Annotated in this window: 18 protein-coding genes and 1 pseudogene; 14 read left to right on the top strand and 5 right to left on the bottom strand. The window is 63.2% G+C overall.

Going from position 1 to position 21,514, the window contains the following annotated elements:
* The first annotated feature begins 55 nt into the window (after positions 1 to 55).
* The 11 genes from Q7514_RS16900 to Q7514_RS16850 all read left to right on the top strand — a co-directional run bounded on the left by Q7514_RS16900 (position 56) and on the right by Q7514_RS16850 (position 12,709).
* A complete protein-coding gene (locus Q7514_RS16900) occupies positions 56 to 1,690 on the top strand; it encodes an FAD-dependent oxidoreductase (protein WP_330134440.1) in 1,635 nt (544 codons plus the stop codon).
* The gene (locus Q7514_RS16895) at positions 1,687 to 2,907 is read left to right on the top strand and encodes a CaiB/BaiF CoA transferase family protein (RefSeq protein ID WP_330134439.1); all 1,221 of its coding nucleotides are present in this window, start codon (positions 1,687 to 1,689) and stop codon (positions 2,905 to 2,907) included. The genes Q7514_RS16900 and Q7514_RS16895 overlap by 4 nt, the downstream gene beginning before the upstream one ends.
* Before the next feature lie 58 nt (positions 2,908 to 2,965).
* Positions 2,966 to 4,060 carry a CaiB/BaiF CoA transferase family protein gene (locus Q7514_RS16890; protein WP_330134438.1) on the top strand — a complete coding sequence of 365 codons (1,095 nt, stop codon included), beginning with the start codon at positions 2,966 to 2,968 and terminating at the stop codon, positions 4,058 to 4,060.
* Between the two features lie 24 nt (positions 4,061 to 4,084).
* Positions 4,085 to 4,708, top strand: coding sequence for an FAS1-like dehydratase domain-containing protein (locus Q7514_RS16885; RefSeq protein ID WP_330134437.1), 624 nt, complete (start codon positions 4,085 to 4,087; stop codon positions 4,706 to 4,708).
* The gene (locus Q7514_RS16880) at positions 4,705 to 5,133 is read left to right on the top strand and encodes a hotdog family protein (RefSeq protein ID WP_330134436.1); all 429 of its coding nucleotides are present in this window, start codon (positions 4,705 to 4,707) and stop codon (positions 5,131 to 5,133) included. Before Q7514_RS16885 ends, Q7514_RS16880 begins: the two co-directional genes overlap by 4 nt.
* Complete coding sequence (locus tag Q7514_RS16875; protein ID WP_330134435.1) at positions 5,130 to 5,600, top strand: Zn-ribbon domain-containing OB-fold protein; 471 nt, start codon at positions 5,130 to 5,132, stop codon at positions 5,598 to 5,600. Before Q7514_RS16880 ends, Q7514_RS16875 begins: the two co-directional genes overlap by 4 nt.
* Positions 5,593 to 6,774 (top strand): lipid-transfer protein, encoded by a 1,182-nt coding sequence (locus Q7514_RS16870; RefSeq protein ID WP_408016112.1) that lies wholly within the window; start codon positions 5,593 to 5,595, stop codon positions 6,772 to 6,774. Before Q7514_RS16875 ends, Q7514_RS16870 begins: the two co-directional genes overlap by 8 nt.
* A 33-nt stretch (positions 6,775 to 6,807) precedes the next feature.
* Positions 6,808 to 8,502 carry a bifunctional 3-(3-hydroxy-phenyl)propionate/3-hydroxycinnamic acid hydroxylase gene (locus tag Q7514_RS16865; protein WP_330134433.1) on the top strand — a complete coding sequence of 565 codons (1,695 nt, stop codon included), beginning with the start codon at positions 6,808 to 6,810 and terminating at the stop codon, positions 8,500 to 8,502.
* Between the two features lie 252 nt (positions 8,503 to 8,754).
* The gene (locus tag Q7514_RS16860) at positions 8,755 to 9,456 is read left to right on the top strand and encodes a GntR family transcriptional regulator (protein WP_330134432.1); all 702 of its coding nucleotides are present in this window, start codon (positions 8,755 to 8,757) and stop codon (positions 9,454 to 9,456) included.
* A gap of 341 nt (positions 9,457 to 9,797) precedes the next feature.
* Positions 9,798 to 11,732, top strand: coding sequence for a flavin-containing monooxygenase (locus Q7514_RS16855; RefSeq protein ID WP_330134529.1), 1,935 nt, complete (start codon positions 9,798 to 9,800; stop codon positions 11,730 to 11,732).
* On the top strand, positions 11,729 to 12,709 hold the full coding sequence (locus Q7514_RS16850) for an alpha/beta hydrolase (protein ID WP_330134431.1): 981 nt from the start codon (positions 11,729 to 11,731) through the stop codon (positions 12,707 to 12,709). Before Q7514_RS16855 ends, Q7514_RS16850 begins: the two co-directional genes overlap by 4 nt.
* A 35-nt stretch (positions 12,710 to 12,744) precedes the next feature.
* On the opposite strand, the gene Q7514_RS16845 is transcribed toward Q7514_RS16850, so the two are convergent.
* From Q7514_RS16845 to Q7514_RS16835, 3 genes are all read right to left on the bottom strand, one after another.
* Positions 12,745 to 13,551, bottom strand: a complete 807-nt coding sequence (locus Q7514_RS16845; protein WP_330134430.1) for a sugar phosphate isomerase/epimerase family protein — start codon at positions 13,549 to 13,551, stop codon at positions 12,745 to 12,747.
* 115 nt (positions 13,552 to 13,666) lie between these two features.
* Positions 13,667 to 14,470 carry an MBL fold metallo-hydrolase gene (locus Q7514_RS16840; protein WP_330134429.1) on the bottom strand — a complete coding sequence of 268 codons (804 nt, stop codon included), beginning with the start codon at positions 14,468 to 14,470 and terminating at the stop codon, positions 13,667 to 13,669.
* Positions 14,463 to 15,314, bottom strand: coding sequence for an oxygen-binding di-iron domain-containing protein (locus tag Q7514_RS16835; RefSeq protein ID WP_330134428.1), 852 nt, complete (start codon positions 15,312 to 15,314; stop codon positions 14,463 to 14,465). Before Q7514_RS16835 ends, Q7514_RS16840 begins: the two co-directional genes overlap by 8 nt.
* 178 nt (positions 15,315 to 15,492) lie before the next feature.
* Between Q7514_RS16835 and Q7514_RS16830 the strand changes: the two genes are divergently transcribed.
* On the top strand, positions 15,493 to 16,518 hold the full coding sequence (locus tag Q7514_RS16830; RefSeq protein WP_330134427.1) for a DUF2889 domain-containing protein: 1,026 nt from the start codon (positions 15,493 to 15,495) through the stop codon (positions 16,516 to 16,518).
* A 196-nt stretch (positions 16,519 to 16,714) separates the two neighbouring features.
* Here Q7514_RS16830 and Q7514_RS16825 read toward each other — a convergent pair whose 3' ends face one another.
* Entirely contained in the window at positions 16,715 to 16,906 is a 192-nt protein-coding gene (locus tag Q7514_RS16825; RefSeq protein WP_330134426.1) for a ferredoxin, read from the bottom strand.
* Between the two features lie 52 nt (positions 16,907 to 16,958).
* Positions 16,959 to 17,678: a tyrosine-protein phosphatase gene (locus Q7514_RS16820; protein WP_330134425.1), complete on the bottom strand. Its 720-nt coding sequence runs from the start codon at positions 17,676 to 17,678 to the stop codon at positions 16,959 to 16,961.
* A gap of 421 nt (positions 17,679 to 18,099) precedes the next feature.
* Between Q7514_RS16820 and Q7514_RS16815 the strand changes: the two genes are divergently transcribed.
* Together Q7514_RS16815 and Q7514_RS16810 are read left to right on the top strand one after the other, a co-directional pair.
* Positions 18,100 to 20,403 carry a CaiB/BaiF CoA-transferase family protein gene (locus Q7514_RS16815; RefSeq protein WP_330134424.1) on the top strand — a complete coding sequence of 768 codons (2,304 nt, stop codon included), beginning with the start codon at positions 18,100 to 18,102 and terminating at the stop codon, positions 20,401 to 20,403.
* Positions 20,387 to 21,506, top strand: a pseudogene (locus Q7514_RS16810) (CaiB/BaiF CoA transferase family protein). Before Q7514_RS16815 ends, Q7514_RS16810 begins: the two are co-directional and overlap by 17 nt.
* The last annotated feature ends 8 nt before the right edge of the window (positions 21,507 to 21,514 follow it).

Genomic DNA, 21,514 nt, shown 5'->3' with positions numbered 1-21,514 from the left:
TTCTATCGACCGTCGAGATGTCGGTGATCGCGCCATCCAGCACAAGGGACAACTCATGAAAATTCTGGGAAAGCCGGATCTGTCGAACAGATACGACGTCATCGTGGTCGGGTCGGGCGCAGGTGGCCTGGTTGCTGCCCTCACAGCGGCGTCGGCGGGGCAATCGGTGCTCGTGCTGGAGAAGTCCGGCCAGATCGGCGGAACGTCTGCAGTGTCGGCAGGCACCATCTGGATTCCCGCCAACGACGGAATGGCCGAGGGAGGTGTCGACGACGACATCGAAAGTGCTCGAACGTACCTCGCCCAGACAGTCGGCGGCAGTGAGGTGTCCGACGCGTTTCTCGATCACGCAAACGCGATGGTCGCATTCCTGCGCGAGCACACGACCCTCGAACTGGTGACCTCCGTCGGATACCCCGACTACAAGCTGGGGCTCGAGGGTTCGCGCTACGGCCGCGCGATGCAGCCGACCATCTATGATTCCCGTTTGCTCGGCGAGTGGAAGGACCTACTTCGCCGGGACGAGAACCTGCTCCAGTATTCGATGATCGAATTCAAGCAGTGGGGTTCGTGGGCGAACTTCCCGTGGGAGAAGCTGCGGGAGCGGACAGCCAAGGGAATCGTCGCACGGGGTGCTGCATTGGTCGGCCCGGTGTTCCAGGCATGTCTGCAGGCCGGTGTCGACTTCGCGCTCGAGGCTCCGGCGCAGGACCTGCTCGAGGAAGACGGCGTCGTCCGCGGTGTCGCGCTCGCGGATCGGCAGATCACAGCGACTGGTGGTGTCGTGCTCGCCTGCGGCGGATTCGAATGGAATGCCGAGATGATGAGCGAGTATCTGCCGATGACGATCCCGATTCGCTGCAGCCCTCCGCACAACACCGGCGACGGACATCGGATGGCCGCCCGCCTCGATGCACGCTTCGACCACATGGACGAGGCATGGTGGGCACCGATGGTGTCGGTGCCCGGCCAGGAGGTCGAAGGACAGCGCGTCGGCCGCCACATCCGCTCTGAGCGGCAGTCGCCGGGCGTCATCATTGTCGACAGCACCGGCAAGCGCATCGTGAACGAAGCGCAGGACTACAACAGCCTGATTCGGTCCGCTCTCGCGGCGTCCGAAGCCAAGGGCATTCCACTGCGGATGTTCGTCGTCTTCGATCACCGCTTCCTCGAGCGTTATGGATTCCTCACATACTCAGCGGGTGACGAACTCCCCGAATGGATTACGACCGGCGCGAGCCTTACTGATATTGCCGAGGGACTCGGGTTCGAAGCCCAGGACCTCGCGGTCACCGTCGAGCGCTTCAACAAGTTCGCCGAGACCGGCGTGGACGAGGACTTCCACCGCGGTGAGAGTCCCTACGACCAGTACAGCGGAGATCCCACCAACCCGTATCCGAACGCGAATCTTGCGCCGATCGAGATCGGACCGTTCTACGGAATGGAGTTCCTTCCCGGTGCGTTCGGTACCGCCGGCGGCGTGGTGACCGACGCCCGCGGACGCGCCCTGCGCTCGGACGGAACTGTGGTTCCGGGTCTGTTCGCCGTGGGCAACGTCTCGGCCAATCCACTGTCCACGGGCTATCCCGGTGCCGGTTCGACGCTCGGACCTGCGATGACTCTCGGATATATCGCAGGCACCGCGCTCGCGGACACCCGTACCGTGTCGGAGATCGGAGGAACGAAATGATCGACGTCGGAAAAGCTCTCGCAGGACGTACAGTTGTCGAGATCTGCAACTACGTCAGCGGACCGATGGTCGGCCGGAATCTGGCCGCCCTCGGGGCAAATGTCCTGAAGATCGAGCGGCCCGGCACCGGCGACGACGGACGGCACTCCTTCCCCGCGTTCGACGGCGACGGGCTGTTCTTCACGGAAACCGCTTACGGCAAGAAGTCCGTCGTCCTGGATCTGAAGTCCGAGGCCGGGATCGCGACGGCCGTGGACATGATCGATAAGGCCGATATCCTGATCGAAAACATGCGCCCCTCGGTGATGACACGCATCGGACTCGATCCCGCGATGCTCGTCTCCCGAAACCCGAAGCTCGTCGTGGCATCGGTGAACGCATTCGGAACGACAGGCGCGCGGGCGGACGATCCGGCGTACGACCCGGTCATCCAGGCAGCGACCGGCATCATGTACACCACAGGGTTCAAGGGTGATCCGCCCAAGCGGATCGGAGCGTCGATCGTCGACAAGACAGCGGCGCTGTGGGCGACGATCGAAGTTCTGGGCGCCGTCCTGGAAGCCGACCGCACCGGTGCAGGTGGCCACATCTCGGTGTCTCTGCTTGCCTCGGCAGTACATCTCATGGGCGCTGATGTCCTGCGCTTCCTGGCGACCGGCGAGGACAGCGCACCGTCCCAGCCTCGTGCAGGCGGAGCCGGCGCATCGCACGGGGCGTACCGGACGGCGGACGCACGGTGGATCCAGGTCGCTATCGGAAACGACCGGATGTTCGACAGGTTGTGCCGGGCCGTGGGACGTCTCGACATCCTCGAGGATCCCCGCTTCGCGACGCACCTGCTTCGAGGCGAAAACCGGTACGACGAGCAGGAAGTCATGGAACAGGTCTTCGCCGAGCGCGACAGTGCGGAGTGGGTGAAGATTCTCCAAGAGGTACGCATCCCGTATGCGCTCGTGAATCGGATCCCCGAGTTCATTGCCGACAGTGAACTCTCGGCACCGTTCATGGGAGCGGCAACGAGAACGGACGGGACCGAGATACCGCTGGTTCGAGGTCCTTTGGATTCGGAGTCGACGAGCGCCGAGAGCCGTCGGGTGCCGCGGCTGGGAGAGGATACGGTTGCAGTCCTCCGCTCGTACCTGAACTTGTCGGACGACGTCATCGAAGATCTGGCAGCTCGCGGGGCATTCGGCGCGGGCCCCGAACTCGATCTATGACGCACACATGGTCGATCGGTGACGGTACAGCGGACTTCGGAGACAGGGAGACATGCACGTGACGGGACCACTGGCAGGGCTGCGTGTCCTGGAAATGGCAGGCATGGGACCGGGCCCGTTCGCTGCGATGCATCTGGCCGACATGGGTGCCGACGTCGTCCGCATCGATCGCGCAGACCGCGATCCTCGCGTCGGACCCACCGACCGAGGGCGACGCCGCATTGCAGTCGATCTCAAAGAGCCGTCCGATGTCCAGCTGCTGTTGAAGCTCGTGACGCGCGCAGACGTGCTCATCGAGGGTTTTCGGCCGGGCACGATGGAACGACTCGGACTGGGACCGGATGTCTGTCTGGGCCGGAACGAGAAGCTGATCTACGCGCGGATGACCGGCTGGGGCCAGTCGGGTCCGCTCGCCCGGACCGCTGGACACGACATCAACTACATCTCGATAGCCGGGGCTCTCGGTGCGGTCGGTAGGGACGGGGCGCTGCCCACGGTCCCGTTGAATCTCGTGGGAGACTACGGCGGCGGATCCATGTATCTCCTGTACGGAATCATGTGTGCATTGTACGAGCGTTCCCATTCGGGTAAGGGCCAGATCGTCGACGCCGCGATGGTAGACGGCGCTGCCAGTCTGATGACGACCTTCCACTGGAATCGCTCGGTCGGGCAGCATTCCGACCGTCGCGGTACGAACAAACTGGACTCCGGTGCCTTCTTCTACGACGTCTACGAAACCGCCGACGGTGGATACATGGCGGTCGGATGCATCGAGCCGCAGTTCTACCGGGCATTCAGGGACGTTCTCGGGTTGACAGGTCCCGAATGGGACAACGCGCAGTCGGACGTCGAATTGTGGCCCGAACGAAAGAAAGACATCGTGGCTCTCTTCCGGACCCGGACGCGGGAGTATTGGTGTAAGGCATTCGACGGGGTCGATGCCTGTGTCACACCGGTGCTGTCGCTGGACGAGGTTCCCGAACACGAGCACAACCGGCACCGTAAGCTGGTTCGAGAATTCGCGGGCGGTCTCGTTCCGGCTGTCGCGCCACGACTTTCGCGCACTCCCGGACGAATTGCAGACCGAGCTCCGGACGAGGCGGACGACGTGCTCGCCGACTGGGAAAGTGCGAATAGTGACTTGTGCCAATAGGAATCTCAGGCTACTTGAACCTTGATGCATTCGATCATCGGTGCGTGCAGCGCCGCGCAGATCGGAGGCAAGGAGAATGCTGTGGAACTGAAAGAGAAGTACGTCGGGCTGGCGGACGAGCTTGCCCCGTACATCGGTGAGTACGCCCCCCGTGTGTGGTCGGCATACCCGTTGGAGACGACGGCGATCCAGCAGTTCTGCGGGATGGTCGAGGATGCGAACCCCATCTATTGGCAACCCGAGGTGGCGAAGGCGTCGCGATTCGGCCGCGTCATCGCGCCGCCGCAGGGTCTGATGGCCTTCAACATCGACGCGTGGTGGTTACCGAAATATCTGCGTGGTGAGGTGGACCAGGCACGTACGTCGACGCCCGAAGGAAAGATCCGTGAGGTCCTCGCGGACCGGGGTTTCACCACTGTCACCGTGGTCGAGCGCGAGGAGGAGTACCTCGAGCCGTTCGGACCCGAGGACGGGCACATGGGCAGAGATCGCCGCGTCACCTCCGTGAGCCCAGTCAAGCAGACGAAGGTCGGGCCGGGTGTGTTCATGACCTACGAAATCGAATATCACACGCAGCACAACACGCGTCTCGTCGCGATCGCACGGAACGTCACGCTACTCTACGACGGAACGGGAGCACAGTCATGACAGCCCGACCACGCATTCCGTGGGACGAGGTCGTCGTCGGACACGAACTCGAACCCTTCACCTTCGATGTCTCCTACTCGACGCTTGCCAAAGATGTTGTGGGAACACGAGATCTGTACCGAATCCATCACGACCCGCCATTCGCCCAGGAGAACGGCGCGCCGAACATCTTCCTGAACACGATGTGGTACCAGGGGTTGATCGGCAGGGTCGTGACCGAATGGGCCGGATACGAGTCGTTCCTACGGAAGATGAGGATCAAGATTCACTCACATGGCTGCCCGGGTGACACACTCACCGTGGGTGCGACGGTGGTCGGCCGTGACATCATCGACGATCGACTACTGGTCGACCTCGATCTGATCATCGACAACGGCCGTCGCAGCGACGCCGTCGTCAGTTCCGTGAAGGTGGAACTGGTATGAGTGCACAGACGAACAAGCAGGACCCGTCACCGATATCGGAGCGCCGCCGCTCATGGCCGGCGGTCAGCGAGGACACCGAATTCTTCTGGAACGGTGTGCGCGACGGCGAACTTCGAATCCAGCAGTGTTCCGATTGCGCCGCACTGAGCCATCCCCCGAAGCCGATCTGCTCGGCATGCGGTTCGTTTGCCCTCGGGCACCTTGTCGTCTCGGGAGCAGGCACGGTGTACTCGCACGTCACCTTCCACAAGCCACTGTCCCAAGGATTCGACGAACCCTACAACGTGTCGGTGGTCGAGCTGGAAGAAGGCGTGCGCCTCGTGTCGCAGGTCGTCGGAGTGAAGCCGAGCGAGGTCTCGATCGGAATGTCGGTCGAAGTCGAATTCGCCGAGGTCGAACCAGGTCTCGTGCTGCCACAGTTCCACCCGGTCGCCGAGACCGACGGAAAGGATGTCTCCCGTGGATAGCCAGTGGAGCAACAAGACTGCGATCGTCGGCATCGGACAGACCGAATTCTCGAAGAAGTCCGGTCGTAGCGAGCTGAGATTGGCTGTGGAAGCGGTGAAGTCCGCGATCGACGATGCCGGTCTCCGCCCGGAAGACATCGACGGACTGGCTACCATCTCGATGGATACCAGCGCCGAAACCGACGTCGCCCGAGCACTCGGCATGGGCGACGTGACGTACTTCTCCCGTGTACATTTCGGTGGCGGCGCCGCGTGTGGTGTCGTGCTCCAGGCCGTGCTGGCGGTTGCGACCGGCACCGCCCGCAACGTAGTGGTCTACCGGGCATTCAACGAACGATCGGGGAAGCGGTTCGGCACAGCCAACCGTGGCCAGCCCGTCGGCTCGGGCTCCGAGCAGGTGTCCGCGGGCTGGACGAACCCTTTCGGCCTGTTGACCCCTGCGAGCAAGGTCGCCATGTTCGCCCAGCGGTACATGCACACCTTTGGCGCGACCAGCGAGGATTTCGGCCGTATCAGCGTGGTGGACCGCAAACACGCGGCCACGAATCCCAACGCGTGGTTCTACGAGCAGCCGATCACCCTCGAACAGCATCAGCAGTCGCCGTGGATTGTCGAGCCGCTGCACCTGCTCGACTGCTGCCAGGAAAGCGACGGCGGTGTTGCGTTGGTCGTGACGAGCAGCGAGAGGGCAGCCGACCTCGCCCAGCGCCCCGTATCGATCGCTGCAGCTGCGCAGGGTATCGCCGATGACCAGCATTCGATGACGAGTTACTACCGGCCCGACACCGATTTCGTGGGTCTGCCCGAGATGTCCCTCGTGGCCCGGCAACTCTACGAAACATCAGGTCTGACACCGGACGATATCGGCGGCGCGATCATCTACGATCACTTCACCCCCTTGGTCTTGCCGCAACTCGAGGCCTTCGGATTCTGCCCGGTAGGCGAAGCGAAGGACTTCATCCGAGACGGGAACCTCGAGCTCGACGGTCGGCTGCCGCTCAACACACACGGTGGGCAGTTGGGTGAGGCGTACATCCACGGGATGAACGGCATTCTCGAAGCAGTTCGGCAACTGCGGGATCAATCCTGCAATCCCATCGACGGAGTCGATCACATGCTCGTCACTGCCGGAACGAGCGTACCGACGAGCGGTTTGCTGCTCTCTCGCAGCTGACCGACTGGAGTTTCACACGAGCCAGGAGACGAAATGGAAGCCCTCGAGCGTGATGTGGTTATTGTCGGTGCCGGGCCGGCGGGTGTAACGCTTGCAAATCTTCTCGGACAGTACGGAGTATCGACAACCCTGATCGATCGCGCGGCGGAGATTCTCGACGAGCCGCGCGCGGTCGGAATCGACGACGAGGCACTGCGCACCCTTCAAGGTTTCGGCATGGCCGAGGAGGTGTTGGCGAACTCGGTGCGCAATGCACCGATCCGGTACTACGACTCGCGCCGACGAATTCTTGCCCACGTTGCGCCGAGCGGCCGGCCCTACGGGTGGCCACGGCGTAACCTGTTCTTCCAGCCGAACCTCGAAGCGGTGCTCAGAAAGAGTCTAGGGCGCTTCGGTACCGTCGAATTGCGTACCGCGTGCGAGGCGGTGGGACTGGAACAGGACGCCGACGGAGTAACCGTCATGGCGCAGCAGGATCACGAAACCTTCAGTATTCGTGCGCGCTACGTGATCGGTGCCGACGGTGGTCGCAGCTTCGTCAGGGACGCTGTCAATATTGAACTCGAGGGCGACACGGCGCCGATGAAGTGGCTCGTCGTCGATGTGAAAGACGATACCTGGGACGCGCCGTATTCCGCGGTGTACACGTCGCCGGAACGGCCTTCGATGACGATCCCGTTGCCGTTCGGCTACCGCCGATTCGAATTCAAGGTGCTCGACGGGGAGGACCCCGAGCGGATGGCAGAGCCCGACACGGTCGCGACCCTGATGAAGCAGTTCTACCCCGACGGAAACGTGCCCCCGGCCGTGCGCCGCCGAATCTACTGGCATCATTCGCGCACCGCTGTCAGATTCCAGGAAGGCCGGGTGTTCCTGGTGGGCGATGCCGCGCACCTTCAGCCACCGTTCTTCGGACAGGGCATGAATTCGGGGATGCGGGACGTGACGAATCTTGCATGGAAACTGGGAATGGTCCTGTCCGGATCGGCGTCGCCGACGCTGCTCGACACCTATGAATCGGAACGCCGGGGAACGGCCCGCGAGATGGTGCAGTTCGCCACCGGAGTGGGTCGTCTCTATCATCCCGCGAACCGGGCCACCGAGTGGTTCCGCAATGTGCTCTTCCGCGGGGTTCAGCGTGTACCCGGTGGCCGCGATTACATCCTCCAGATGAAGTACAAGCCTGTCCCGCGATACGAGGACGGATTCGTCGTGAGCGACGGCAAGGATCGTTCGTCTCCTGTGGGCCGTGCCTTTCCACAGCCGCTGGTCGAGAAGCTCGACGGAACGCGGTTGCGTCTCGACGATGTGCTGGGTACCCGGATCGCGGTAGTGGGAGTGGTAGAGGGAGTCACCGAAGCGCTGTCGCCGCGGGTTGCTGCTCGACTCGCTTCGCACAATGGGATCGTCGTGCAGTCGCATGTGCCTCCGGCGTATCGCAGGAAGGGACAGTTCGACCCGGCTGCGCGGCGTGGCGACGTCGGCGTTCCCGTGGTGGACGTCTACGACCTCGAAGGCGGTCTGCGGGACACCTACCTGGAACGACCCACTGCCGAGGTGTATATCGTCAGGCCGGACAGGTACGTCGCTGCAGTGAGTTCTGCAGCAGACCTCGATGCGACGGTCGACGCTCTGCTCGATCTGCTCGGAACCCCCGGCGGCACCGATTCGAGTTCGGGCCCCGAGCCGGATCCGGACGAGCAGTCCCGCGACGTCCGGTCCGACTGAGCATGATGAGGGCTGCGCGCGGGCATGCTGGGTGGTGGCGCAAAGGAATCATTCGATTCCGAGGAGCGCGCCGGAGCAGGCCGGCGCCCGATGGTGGGGAGAGCCGACGACTCACGTTGACCGCAGTGATACGGCTGTTCACGTCATGACGGTGCCGACGACGAAGACGTCAGCTCACCTGGGTTCGCCGATAACGGATTCGGTGCCGGTCGAACAGGACTGCGGACAGAAAGTCACAGGAGTATCGAAGAAATGACTACAGATGCCCCCATCGCCCGCCAGCAACTCGGCGATGAAGCCGCTGCGTACGTGAGGGACCAGATCATCTCAGGGCAACTGGCACCCGGCGTGCGGGTGCGCCCCGAAGCGATTGCCGGAGACTTGGGTATCTCACCCACGCCGGCGCGGGAGGCGCTCAAGGCACTGCAGGTCGAGGGATTTCTCGAACTCGAGCCTCGTCGTGGCTTCACGGTAGCCAACGTCACCGGGGACGATATCCGTGACATCTTTCTGGTTCAGGCCACGGTGGCGGGCGAGTTGGCGGCGAGAGCGACTGCGCGGATGACGCCGATGCAGTGCTCACGGCTCGAAGACATCCACGTGTCGCTGGTGGCTGCGGCCGAACACGAGGATCTGAGTGCCGTGGAGGAGCTGAACCATCGGTTCCATCGGGAGATCAATCTGGCGGCGGGCGCCCCGAAACTGGGCTGGGTGATTCAGATTCTGTCGCGCTACACGCCGCGAAGGTTCTATACAACCAAGGGCTGCACCTGCTCCACCGACTGGCCCGCAACAACAGTGGAAGACCACACGGCAATACTCGCGGCGATACGCTCGCGTAATTCCGAGTGCGCCAGGATCGTGACGCTCGAGCACGTGCACCGCGCGGGTGAACAGCTTGCGCGACATATCGATGCGCGTCTGAACGGAGTGGACTGCAGTGTGATGGAGTGAGCGAGGTATGCACTCCGCGCAGAACTGGGTGGGCCCACGCGGTCGATACTTCTTGTTTTCGTGTGGAGGTCTGATCTACTCGCCGCGGTTGAACTGAGGTGACATTACTGCCAGAATTGAAGAGCGACGCTGTGCTTCGTTCGGTGGAAGCAGGATTTGCTCCACTCGAGAGTGCATTCGCCCCCGGTTGGCGTCCAACGAGCTACGGAGTGGAATCACAGGCATGGAGGAAACATGAGGAGTGAGTCGCGCGCGGAGCATGCGGGCAATTCTGATTCGGTGCTCGGTATCGATGAGTTCGATACGCTTGCTACCCAAGTGCGTTCGGTGTCTTGATCGTGATGGGCGACGATGGATCCATCCCTGTTGACGCGAATTTCGAAGAGCAGCTTCGCAGCGCCGTGAAGGTCGCCGAGCTACCCTCCCTGTTGCCCGCAGTGGCACACCTGACCGGGAACCACGAGATCCTTCGGGATGAGTTGCGGCCGGGAGTGCACCCAACGCCGCTCGGGCTCGAACCGCAAGGCGGCTTGTCGAGCGAAGCCCAGGAGCTGGGTCGTGCGAGTGCGTTCCGAGCCTTGCTCGAATGGCATCGGGCCGGTCGCCCCGCGGCGCCCGAATACCGGCCGGATGAACTGCGGCCCCTGATGGAATTCGTCACCGGTCCCGTCGATGCCGACTACCTGTCGTTGTTCCTGGGGCAGTTGGGCGTCGACGCAAACGGTCCGGGCTGGGCGCTCGAGGATGTGCGTCCCGATCGTGAGTTCCGTGTCGTCGTGATCGGCGCCGGCATGTCGGGCCTGGCAGCGGCCCACCGACTGGACGAAGCCGGAGTGCCGTTCACGGTACTCGAACGAAACGCTGACGTCGGCGGTGTCTGGCTCGAAAATGACTATCCTGGTTGTCAACTCGATACCAGCAACTTCTGCTACAGTTACTCCTTCGCGCAGCATGCAAGATGGCAATACCAGTACTCGCGACGTGACTCGATCCTCGAGTACTTCCGAGATTTCGCCGACACGCAATCACTTCGGCGCCACATTCGATTCCGATCCGAGGTCTCGGCGGCGACGTTCGACGAAGGGGAGGGGATCTGGAGGCTCACCGTTCGTGACACCGTGGACGGAAGCGTACACACGATCGAAGCACACGCCGTGATCAGTGCGGTCGGTCAATTGAACCGTCCCGCTTTCCCCGCCACACCGGGACGCGAATCGTTCGCAGGTGACTCATGGCACACTGCTCGGTGGAACCACGAGGTCGACCTGAGTGGAAAGAAGGTCGCTGTCGTCGGCACCGGTGCAAGTGCCTTCCAGGTGGTGCCCGAAATCGCGGAAAAGGCGGAGCATGTCGTGCTTTTCCAGCGCACTCCGCCTTGGATCATGCCGACACCGAACTACCACGCCGAACTTGCGCCGGGACTGCGCTGGCTGCTCCGGGAAATACCCGGCTATCACCGTTGGTTCAGATTCCTGCAGTTCTGGGTGGGTGTAGAAGGGCGTCGTAGGTATGCCCTCGTCGACCCGGCATGGGACAAGCCGGGATCGGTGTCAGAAGACAACTATTCTCTTCGATGCGCGCTCGAGTCGTATCTGGAGGGTGAATTCGATGACCGCCCGGACCTTCTCGCACACGTCGTCCCCGACTACCCGCCGTATGCGAAGCGGATGTTGCGCGACGACGGCAGGTGGGCGGCCACACTCAAGCGTGACGACGTCGAGCTGGTCACGGAGTCGCTCACGGAGATCACACCTCAGGGTCTCGTGACCGCGGATGGACGTCGCCACGAGGTTGATGTGATCATCTACGGAACCGGGTTCCGGGCGTCCGAGTTCCTCGTGCCGATGGAAGTGGCCGGTCGTGGCGGGGTGAGGTTGCACGACATCTGGGATGGCGAACCGCGCGCGAACGTGGGTATCACCGTCCCCGGCTTTCCGAACCTCTTCTTGCTCTACGGTCCCAACACGAATCTGGTGGTCAACGGCAGCATCGTGTTGTTCTCCGAGGCCGAGGTAGATTATGTGATGGCCTGCCTTCGCAGGCTGCTCGAAGCCGACGCGCATACGATCGACTGCCGCCCGGACGCGCTCGAGAGCTTCTACGAGCGAGTCGATGCAGCGAGTGCGGCGATGGCGTTCGGTGTGAAGGGTGTTCACAATTGGTACAAGAGCTCGTCCGGCCGGGTATCGCAGAACTGGCCGCTGAGCACCCTCGAGTTCTGGCAGCGCACTCGTGAGCCGGACCCGTCCGAGTACATCCTGCACCGAGCCGAATGATGGGTTACCGATTCGATCCCGAGCTCGTCGACGCCGCCGGGCAGTTTCCCGCCCCGGACCTGACCGACCTTGCTTCGGCACGGTTTTCCAGTGTGCAACGCGCAAAGCCCGTCGAACCGCACCCGTTTGTGCGCGACGAGGAGTTCGGGCTCGATCGTGGTGCGGGGTGCTCGGCCCTGCGCGCGCGGGTATACCGGCCGCGGGACAACGATGAACTGATGCCGGCGCTCCTGCACCTGCATTCGGGCGGTTACGTCATGGGGTCGATCGACGCCACTCACGCGCGGAATCAGCGACTGTCGTACGAGTTGGGAGCGGTGGTCGTTGCAGTCGATTACCGGCTCGCGCCCGAGCATCCGTACCCGGCAGCACTCGACGACGCTGTCGCTGCGTTCACATGGTTGGTGGCCGAGTCGGAATGCTTGCGCGTCGACCAGAGCCGGATCGTGTTGCACGGCCGCAGTGCGGGTGGAGGCCTGGCTGCTTCCCTCGCGTTGAAACTACGCGACCTGCGGCGGGAAGACGACGGACAAGTTCGGTCGCTCCCCGAACCATGCTTCCAGTACCTCGCTGCACCCCAGCTCGACGACACCACCTCCACGGCCAGCATGCGCCTGTTTGTCGATACCCCGATGTGGTCACAGTCTGCGGCAGAAGCGAGTTGGGCGTACTATCTCGGACCCGGAGTGCCAGGGACGGCGGACGTATCCGAGTACGCTGCACCGGCGCGCGCTACGGATCTGGCCGGGCTTCCCCCGGCCTACATCGCGGCGATGGAGTTCGATCCCATGCGAGATGAGGCCTTGAATTACTCGCGCGCGCTCGCTGCGGCAGGGGTCCAGGTGGAAGCGCATCTCTTTCCCGGCACGTTCCATTGTTCCGCGGTGTTGGTCGATGCAGCGGTTTCGCGGCGAGAACTCGACGAGGAACGTGCAGTGCTGCATGCAGCATTGTGGGGTCACTCAGGAAATGGGTGACGTCGGCCTCCGGATGCCGTCGAAAGCGTTGGTGCTCAGAGGATCGAAGCCTTCGAGATCGCTTCGTCGAGCCAAGTCATAGCCCGGCGAGCTGCTGCGGCCTGCCCTTCGGCGTCGACTCGAGGTCCGGAGAGTTCGATGTCGAATACGCCCTCATATCCTGCTGTCAGTGTCGAGGCGAGGAGGTCCGTGATCGGAATTCCGCCATCACCAGGAACAGCACGACCGGGGAGCGAACGGTCTCCCAGGATGTAATCACTCACCTGCACCAGCACTATCCGCTCTCCCGCCCATTCGAGGTTCTCCTGGAAGTGCGCCTCCGTCCAGACATGGAAGAGGTCGATGCAGACCCCCACGTCACAGAGTTCGAAGAGCGCAAGTGCATCGTGGACGGAGTGAACGAAAGACAGATCGGCGTAAAGCCAGTTCGTCGGCTCGATAGCGAGCCGCACGCCGAGACGTCGGGCATGATCGAGAACAGGTTGGGCAGCCTCGACGAACGCCGCCGCGCACTCGCCCCATCGGGCACTGATGTGAGGCCCCGTAGGCATGTACACGGCTGAGGCGCCCAAGGCGTCGGCGGCATCGAGTGTGTCGATCATTCTGGACCGCGCTCCGACCCAAGTTCGCTCGTCGGCGAGTTGAAAGGGGCTCTCTATCAGTGCCGTCACCGAGACGCCGGAGGACCGAACGCGTTCCAGTCCCGCGTTCCACCCGCGCTCGGAAACCTTCGCGGCCAGCAGCGTCGTTCGTCGCGCCTCGATGCTGTCCAACTGCGACAACGTGGCGGTGAGATCGTGAGCCGGAAAGCAGAGCCCACTGACCGAAATTTTCTCGTGCATGTTGTCTCCATGCTTCGTGCAGCGGCACTGCCTTCGGTAGCTCATTCGGACCACAGGTCGAAAGTCCGCTGATCGACAACTACCGCTCGAGATGCACATCGTTCGAGCGAACTGCCTATCCGCCGCCGTCGGTCGGCGCCCACCGCGCCTCGACGAGCCGGTTCTGTTTGCGGCTCTCGGCCATTCCGGCTTTGAGGAGCTCGACCATCTCATCGAGATGATCGATGACACTGCCGTGAGCAGGCGCTACGAGAGTGGGGCGGTACTGTTCGAACAGAGCCTCGAGATCCGGCTCACTGTGCTCGGAATCGACGTGCCGGGTCCAGAACAAGGCACGCTCGTTGAGGAACACTGTCTGTTCGAGATCGGGTGCCTGTGGCAACTCGGAGGAGTACAAACGGCATTCACCGTTGAGGTGATGGTGTGAATACGAGAAGCCGTCCGCTACGAACATCACCCGACTGCCGGTGTCGAAAGCCCACACAGTATTCGGAAGATCGCGCCAGATTGCGGGCAGTACATGGATCTCGCGTCCACCGAGGTCGATTCGCTCACCTACCGGGGTCGGAGCAAGTCGATCGGCGAGTTGAGGGTAGTACAGGTGGTAGTCGCGGGTATCACCGACGACGATGAGTCCAGGATACTTGCGCGCCAGATTCGGGAGGTTTCCGGCGTGTGGCATCTCCGGGTGGGTGGGCATCACGAGGTCGAGAGGGCGATCACCGAGCAATTCGTCGAGTACCGGTTCGACGGCACCCCAGTGAGCGGGGTGGCCGGTATCGAGCAGCAACGTCCGTTCGTCACCGACAATCAGGTACGTGGAGACATGACCGTGCCAGATCTCGTCTCCGTATTCGAACTTCAGGCAGTCGCCGAACCAGAACAGGCTCGGGGCGATCTCACGAAACGGCTCAACCATGGACGGAAACCTCTCGTGCGGAGTGAGTTCGGCCGCAGGCCAGCAGGAGGTCGCGGGTCAGCTCGTAATAGGAACGGACGGTATCGGGTCCGGCGATGATTCGGCCGTGAGCGGGAGCTATCGTGCGGATGTCGTAGGTGTCGAAGAGCCGGTCGAGTTCGTCGACGAACGGTGTCGGGTCGGCGAGCAGTAACCAGTCGACTTTGGTGAACAGGCGTCGCGCCGCGGCATCGCGGTCGACCGTGTCGGGGCTCGTGTTGCGAACGAGATCTGATCGATCCGCATGATCGAGTCCCTCGTACGCGAAGAAGTCCGAGGTGAACAGGGTGCCTGTGCGCTCGTCGTACAGCCAGAACGTGGTCAGGACGCGGAGTGACGTCGAGAGTAGATCGACGTTTCGCCCCGGCCCGACCGGAATCGTGTCTCCTGCCTTCTTACGGAGGATCTCGATCTGATGGTCGGTGCGGATCTGCTCCTGGGGACTGACATCCTCGAAGAAGTCGAATGGATTGCTCACTCCACCGCCGAAGATGCTCACGACGTTGAAATCGCGGATGACCGGGCCCAGCGCGGTCACGCAATCGCCTTCGAAGCGCGTGCAGAACACCGACAATTCGGTTTCGGGCCCGATGATCTCACCCAGTTGGGTGAGTAGAGCGCTTTCATGTGCCGCGACACCGGGATCGATGAGGAGGGCGCGGCCCGCCTCGACGAGAAGAAATGCGTTGATGGGTTCGAACGTCGATGTGCCGGGGGCGGCCCAGGACAAGCGCCCATCGTTCGGGGTCGAGTCGCCGACTACGTACAGTGCGCCGGGTACGAGCTCTACGGGCTGGGAAGTCATGGACAACTCCTGATCAGTGTTCGGGCGCTGGTTCCTGCATGGGGATGCGCGCCTCGGGTATCCGAGAGTCGTTGTTGTGAAGGGGTATTCAAAATTTTCTGGCGATCCCGATCCTGGATACCAATATCTGACAAGAGTGTACATTAACAAGGGGGGTGGGGCGAATGTGAGGAGAGCTGTGCACGAGAACTCGTGGGTATTGCGGAGGGGAGTACACAATCCGACCGAGTCCACTCCGGCACGGTTGCCGTATTCGGTGCGGCGTACAACCGCAGTCCACATCCTTCGTCCCGACGGCGTTGACGGCCCGCTGCTGTTGAAGGGCAGCGGAAGAGACCTCGGTACTCACGGTGATGGCTCACCCGTGCAGTTCGACGCCGTGGACAGCGCCGTAGAGGTCGATTTCGTGGAGGGTCGAATGGTCGTCTCCGCGAATGCAGGCAAGTCCGGTCCGGATCTGACCGCATTGGTCGGGACTCGTGCTGGACCGGGGTTCCGCTCCGCACTCGTGGCAACGCTCTGCGACGACAGGCAGGAACACTCGCTGCTGCACCGCGTACTCGATGATGTTCCGGTGGCCACGGTGATTTCCGGTTACGCACTCACGCGTGAGGATCCCGCTGCCGTTGACGGTGTCGTTCCGCGGTCGGGTGCGGCAGCTCGAGCGGACTACTGTGCGGGCTTCGTAACCGGCGGTGTATTCATCGGGGGAATCGAAGCGAACGGCGTCGCGCCCGTGGTCATCGGCCCACTCGCGCCGGACATCGTCCGTGGGCAAGATCCGCTCGGGTGGCATGGAATGGATGACTTGCCTGCGAAGGGGATGCGCCGGCTGCGGCGTATCGATGTACACGGGGATGGCGACATTTCCGTAGACGCCATGTTTCGCGATAGCTACGTCGACGGCATCGGTGTCGAGACGGTGGTGCACGAGTACCACCTCGGCCTGACTGCACGCGCAGACACGCTCGAGGTCGTCCGTGCGGCAGCAACACCGCATGTGCTGCCGTGGCCGGAATGTTCGAGCGCCGTGGAAGCGGTGGATCGGCTGGTCGGCATGACGGTGCCCGATATCGCGCCCCTCGTCGGGGCCGAGTTCAGGGGTGTCGTGTCGTGCACCCATCTCAACGACCTGCTCCGATCCTTGCAAGACGTCGCGGAGTTGGGGACGAAGCTGGCCTTTCTCCACCGATGTCACCCTTGACCGACCGATTCGGGGCTCCGCGAGAGTCGGCGGACCGGCGATCAACGCGGCGCCCTCGACACCATGTCGATGCGTCAAGGGCGCCGTCTGAATACCGCTGGGCTCCCCATGAACCAACCACGGTTCGAATCCCTCCCACCGTCGCTACCGCCCCGACTCCTCTGGTTCGAACACGGACACAGGGTGAAGCGGCCGCTCAGTGCAGAACCTTGATCGCGCCCATCGGACATGCCAGTGCACCGGAGTCGGCCTGCTCCTCGGACTCAGGAGGAACATCGAAGTCCGTAGAGTTTGCGTACCCGTCGTCGTTCAGGTCGTAGAGATCCGGAGCGGCTGCCGCGCACATGCCGTGTCCTTCGCACTGGAGGGCGTCGATATGAATTCGCATGGTGGTACTCCGATTCTGTGTGGCTGACTCCGGGTGGGAAGGAACTACGTTGCTATGCACGGATTCGCTCGCGCCATCTGTGGAGATCGGTGTCATCGGCCCCGTGATCCCGCAGCCACCCGACCGGCCCACCCCGCACAGTGATGATCCGTTCGACGACCGCGACGATTGCCGGTTCGGGTGTCTCGAACCAGTGCTCGCCCAGGGGCGGGCCGTCCGAGGCCGCTGCCCGGATGGAAGCCCACCGCTGTCGCAACGCGGGCATGTTCGGCGCAGTGGCGAGGTAGTCGGCGACCACAGCTTCGGGGTTGACGCCGGCGGCGAGCAGTAGGGCGGCGACTGCCACACCGGTACGATCTTTTCCTGCCGCGCAGTGTATGAGTACAGGTCCGTCCGCGTGCGCGACCAGGGAGATGAGTGCGGCGATACGTGCCGCGCCGGAGTCGAGGATGAGATCGTAGAGCTCCGGCAGGTCTCCCGGTGGCGTAACCCCCGGTGCTGCGTCATCGTGCAGCGGGTGGTGATGCACAGTGGTCCTGTCGGGCCACTCGCATCGGGAACGTGCAAGCTCGCGATGCGAGCGTAGATCGACTACGACACGCGGCGGCCACGACAGAACATGCACCGGTGCTGTGTCATCCGTCCGCGGCGCGTCGCTTCGGTACAGCACTCCGGGCCGTGTCACCCCGCCGTCCTCTGTCGGCAGCCCAGCCACGTCGCGCAGATTGGCGAGGGTGGTGATGGGTCGTGCGGCAGTCCCGGGCTCGTTCACAACGGTTTCCTTCGAGGCGGTGGGGCACAGTCATCGGTGGTCGTGCGCGTTTGCCGACGAGTCTAAGTGACGTCAACGTCAGATCCAAGGGTTGAGTGATGGTCGATGGGAAACGGGGCCCGATGCGGCTGGCGGCGACAATTCGAGGTAATAGTGTTGACCAAAACGAGTAATCGGATTACTTTGATTTCGACGGTGATGTGGTTCACAGTTGTCCGGTCGGTGCTGCGGCACGGCGATTGAATCCGAGGGGGAATTTCCTCGACATGGAGCGGCTGGCCCTCGACCGATACATCGAATTCGAAACGCGAAGACAACGAGAGGGTTTCACCCGGGATACATGCTGGTCGCACCTGTCGCGCTGTCGTGCAACCGCGAAACCGATTGAGCCCAAGGACAGCAGAATTGAATCGAGGCGAGAATGACCAGCATGTCCGGGTCGCGTCGGGACCACAGTGACTGTCCGTTGATCGGAATCCGCGTCCTGGAGGTGTCGACGACGCGGGCCGCACGAATTGCCGGACAGCTCCTTTCCGACCTCGGGGCCGATGTTGTGAGGGTCGTAGCCCCTGTGCGGAACACGGTCATCCCAGCCGACCCGGGTGAAGTGTGGTGGGATCGAGGAAAACGACTCGTGCCCTCGGGGTCCGACGAGATCCGGAATGCGGCCATGGAAGCCGATGTCATGGTGGTCGATCACACGCCGGCGGGACTCAGAGCATCGCAACTGCGTGCGGAGGATATCCAGGCTCTGAATCCCGAACTGATACACGTGTGGATGCCACCGTATGCGGCGACGGGCAGATGGGCGGAACTCGAGGAAGATCCTTTGCTGCTGGATGCCGTCGGCGGTGTCGCCGGCCGATATCCCTGTGTCGAGGATCGACCTGTGGCGCCCGTCGTCGCAACGACGTCGATTCTCCATGGTGCACTCGGCGCCGGAGCCGCTGTCGCCGGATTGGTAGGCCGAAACAGTACCGGATCGGGGCATACCGCTGTCGTGAGCGGATTGCACGCGGCCGGAACGCAAATGGCGACGATGATGATCGAGGGAGTCGATCAACCCGTCTTCAGCCCCGGACGCTCGGTGCGGTCGCTGCCGTTCTGGCGTATGTACCAGGCATCGGACGGGCAATGGTTCTTCCTTGCGACGTTGACCCCGGACCTGTTCATCCGGGCTCTCGACGCACTCGATCGGATGGACATCCTGGTGCTTCCGGAGGTCGCCGGAGAATTCACAAACTTGATGGTCGTCGGCAGTCCCGGAGTGCACGCCGTCGAACAGGAACTCGAGTCGCTGTTCGCTACGGAACCGTGCAGCCACTGGATCGCTACGTTCGCCGCAGCAGACGTGCCGTGCGCGCCGGTGCGGACGAGGGCCGAATGGGCGGCAAGCGACATCGTCGCTGCCAACCACGGCATGACCCGGATAGAACACGACGTGCTGGGCGAAGTGACCATGCCCGATGTACCGATCGCATTCTCTCGCAGTCGAGTGCGGGCGGCCCACGCTGCCGTCGCGGAGAGGCCCCCCGCGTCGCAGTTGTGGACGCGTCGGACTCGGGCCACGAGCATTCAGGCCCCCTCGACGCGGCGCCCCCTCGAAGGGATTCGGGTGATCGACGCCGCCACGTTTCTCGCGGCTCCCTTGGTGGCGTCGCTGCTCGCGGATCACGGCGCAGAGGTGATCAAGGTCGAACCGCGGAACGGAGATCCCTACCGAGCCTTCACCCTGTCGTTCATCGCGGTGAATCAACACAAACTCGGTACAGCACTGGATCTGAGGACAGAGCCGGGACGCGACACCCTGCTCAATCTCGTCCGCGGAGCGGACGTGCTCGTCGAGAACCTACGGCCTGGGCATCTGGACAAGCTCGGCATCGGCCCGGAGGTGTTGCAGCGCGAACACCCCGAGCTGGTGCAGTGCACGGTGTCCGCCTACGGTCGCGCAGGTGACTACGCCACGGCACCGGGGTTCGACCCGGTGTTCCAGTCGCTGAGCGGGATGGCGGCCGCGCAAGGCGGTGATGCGCAGCCCCTCGCAGCACCGATGCCTGCTCACGACACCTGCACGGGCGCGCTCGGGGCCCTCGGAGTATTGGCTGCTCTGTACGAGCGTGGGGTGACCGGTGTCGGGCAGCAGGTATGGGTTTCCCTTGCGAGTACGTCGATATTCCTGCAGGGCAGCGAGCTGACGTCGTACCTGGGGCGCCCCGAGCCGCAGCGGGGTGGGATGGACCATCCGGGTCCTGCGGAGGGCCACAGGTTCTACGCCTGCACCGACGGATGGATCGCCGTCGCCGCTGTCGGCGAAGGCCGGGCGCAGGCTCTTCTCCATGCGCTCGGGACCGGCGACCTCACCGAAGTCGAGTCCGCCCTGGCAACGCGGTCCGTCGAGGAGGCACTCGTACTCCTCTCCGAGCACCGTGTGCCCGCGTGTCGGGTAGTCGAGGACAAGGACGCGCTCGAGGATTCGTTCCTTCAGGAGAACCGTTTCTCCCACATCGTCTCTGCTCCACAGTTCGGGCGGCTGCGTATGGTCCGTGCTCTCGTGCAGTGGGGCGAGGACGGTGAGGACAAGCCGGGACGGTCGTTCACAGTCGGTGGGGACACTCGAGAGGTGCTGGTCGACCTGGGTTACACAGAAGCCCGGATCGACGAGATTCTGGGTGTCCCTCGAACGGAACAGGAACAGGAACAGGAGAATCGTGTTCGCACCTCGTGAGACGACCGGGGGAGGGCCACTTGCCGGGGTTCGTGTCGTCGAGCTTGCGGGTATCGGTCCGGGTCCGCACGCAGCGATGATCCTGGCGGACCTCGGTGCCGAGGTCGCGTGTGTCCGGCGGCCCGACTACAACTTCGGTCCTGTCGGTCCGCGGAACGCACAGTTTCGAGGCAGGATTCTGGTGGAAGCGGATCTGAAGGACCCCGAGGACAAGGAATCGATTCTTGCGCTGATCGACCGCGCCGACATCCTGATCGAGGGGTTTCGGCCGGGTGTGGCCGAACGGCTCGGCGTCGGCCCCGACGATGTCCAGTCGCGCAATCCCGGTTTGATCTACGGCCGGATGACCGGATGGGGCCAGGACGGCCCGATGAGCCTCAGCGCGGGACACGACATCAACTACATCGCCCTCACCGGACTGCTCCACGCAGTCGGACGGGCGGGGGAACGTCCCGTTCCGCCCCTCAACTTGTTCGGAGACTTCGGCGGAGGGTCCATGTTCCTGGTCGTCGGCGTCCTCGCGGCGCTACACGAACGCGCCGGATCCGGTCGCGGGCAGGTGATCGATGCTGCCATGGTCGACGGTGCTCCGGTGCTCGGCCATTTGCTGTGGGCGTTGCGTTCGGCGGGCCAGTGGTCGGACGAACGGGGCACGAACCTGCTCGACGGTAGCGCACCGTTCTACGACACGTACGAATGCGCTGACGGGAAATACGTTGCGGTCGGTGCGCTCGAAGCCGACTTCTACCACCAGATGGTCTCGGGCCTGGGACTGTCCGGATTCGTTGCCGCCGCAACATGACACGTCGCGGTGGGGTGAGCTGCGCACTCTGTTCGAAGAGAAGTTCGCGACGAAGACCCGCGACAATTGGACCACCGTCTTCGATGGCACCGACGCATGTGTCACTCCGGTCCTCGATTTCGCGGAAGCAGCCGAGCATCCACACATGGTGAGTCGGGGAGTGTTCGAGGAACTCGACGGTGTTGTTCAGCCGGCACCGGCGCCGCGGTTCTCCCGAACACCGGCACCGCCCTCGGTTCCGCCCCCGATGGGCGCGATCGCCGTATCCGAACTGTGGAAGGACCGGTCCCTGTCGAGGTAGACCTCGTC

It is taken from the genome of Rhodococcus artemisiae, assembly GCF_036327795.1.
Taxonomy (GTDB): Bacteria; Actinomycetota; Actinomycetes; order Mycobacteriales; family Mycobacteriaceae; genus Rhodococcus; species Rhodococcus artemisiae.
The sequence above is the reverse complement of the archived record's forward strand: the minus strand, read 5'-3'. Positions and strand labels throughout refer to the sequence as shown.

Excerpts from the sequence above, each read along its gene's own strand:
- Q7514_RS16840 (WP_330134429.1), bottom strand. The coding sequence starts at position 14,470 with ATGGTTGAGCCGTTTCGTGAGATCGCCCCGAGCCTGTTCTGGTTCGGC.
- Q7514_RS16865 (WP_330134433.1), top strand. The coding sequence starts at position 6,808 with ATGGAAGCCCTCGAGCGTGATGTGGTTATTGTCGGTGCCGGGCCGGCG.
- Q7514_RS16900 (WP_330134440.1), top strand. The coding sequence starts at position 56 with ATGAAAATTCTGGGAAAGCCGGATCTGTCGAACAGATACGACGTCATC.
- Q7514_RS16845 (WP_330134430.1), bottom strand. The coding sequence starts at position 13,551 with ATGCACGAGAAAATTTCGGTCAGTGGGCTCTGCTTTCCGGCTCACGAT.
- Q7514_RS16815 (WP_330134424.1), top strand. The coding sequence starts at position 18,100 with ATGACCAGCATGTCCGGGTCGCGTCGGGACCACAGTGACTGTCCGTTG.
- Q7514_RS16885 (WP_330134437.1), top strand. The coding sequence starts at position 4,085 with ATGCATTCGATCATCGGTGCGTGCAGCGCCGCGCAGATCGGAGGCAAG.
- Q7514_RS16875 (WP_330134435.1), top strand. The coding sequence starts at position 5,130 with ATGAGTGCACAGACGAACAAGCAGGACCCGTCACCGATATCGGAGCGC.
- Q7514_RS16850 (WP_330134431.1), top strand. The coding sequence starts at position 11,729 with ATGATGGGTTACCGATTCGATCCCGAGCTCGTCGACGCCGCCGGGCAG.
- Q7514_RS16835 (WP_330134428.1), bottom strand. The coding sequence starts at position 15,314 with ATGACTTCCCAGCCCGTAGAGCTCGTACCCGGCGCACTGTACGTAGTC.
- Q7514_RS16860 (WP_330134432.1), top strand. The coding sequence starts at position 8,755 with ATGACTACAGATGCCCCCATCGCCCGCCAGCAACTCGGCGATGAAGCC.
- Q7514_RS16855 (WP_330134529.1), top strand. The coding sequence starts at position 9,798 with ATGGGCGACGATGGATCCATCCCTGTTGACGCGAATTTCGAAGAGCAG.
- Q7514_RS16895 (WP_330134439.1), top strand. The coding sequence starts at position 1,687 with ATGATCGACGTCGGAAAAGCTCTCGCAGGACGTACAGTTGTCGAGATC.
- Q7514_RS16880 (WP_330134436.1), top strand. The coding sequence starts at position 4,705 with ATGACAGCCCGACCACGCATTCCGTGGGACGAGGTCGTCGTCGGACAC.
- Q7514_RS16825 (WP_330134426.1), bottom strand. The coding sequence starts at position 16,906 with ATGCGAATTCATATCGACGCCCTCCAGTGCGAAGGACACGGCATGTGC.